Here is a 328-nt window from a genome sequence, read left to right on the forward strand (position 1 = left end):
TCCGGGGAGTTGCAGGCATGGACGGACCGATCGAGACACCGTCGGTCATCATAGGGTCCTGTTCCGCAAAGATGTCAGCAGATACGCGCAGAGCAGCACCACGAGGGACAACGCCAGCGCGCCACCCACCGGTTGGGCGATCATCCGTAGCGCCCCCTCCAGATACCGTTCGCCCCCGAAGGACCGGAGCGGGAGTACCTCACGCATCCGCAGGGGCGCCCCGGCCGCGGTCCGTACCGACGGCCCGTCCGTCAGCTTGCCCACGAGGGGCACGACGAGGAGCGGAACGGCGACGACCGCGGCGAGACCGGCGGTGGTGGACCGGAAG

At 69.2% G+C, this 328-nt stretch carries 1 pseudogene; it reads right to left on the bottom strand.

Annotated elements, in window-relative coordinates:
* Positions 1–48 precede the first annotated feature (48 nt).
* A pseudogene (locus J0695_RS43260) lies at positions 49–328 on the bottom strand (hypothetical protein); the annotation flags it as partial.

The sequence above is a fragment of the Streptomyces beijiangensis genome (genome assembly GCF_017315755.1).
GTDB classification, from domain to species: domain Bacteria; phylum Actinomycetota; class Actinomycetes; order Streptomycetales; family Streptomycetaceae; genus Streptomyces; species Streptomyces beijiangensis.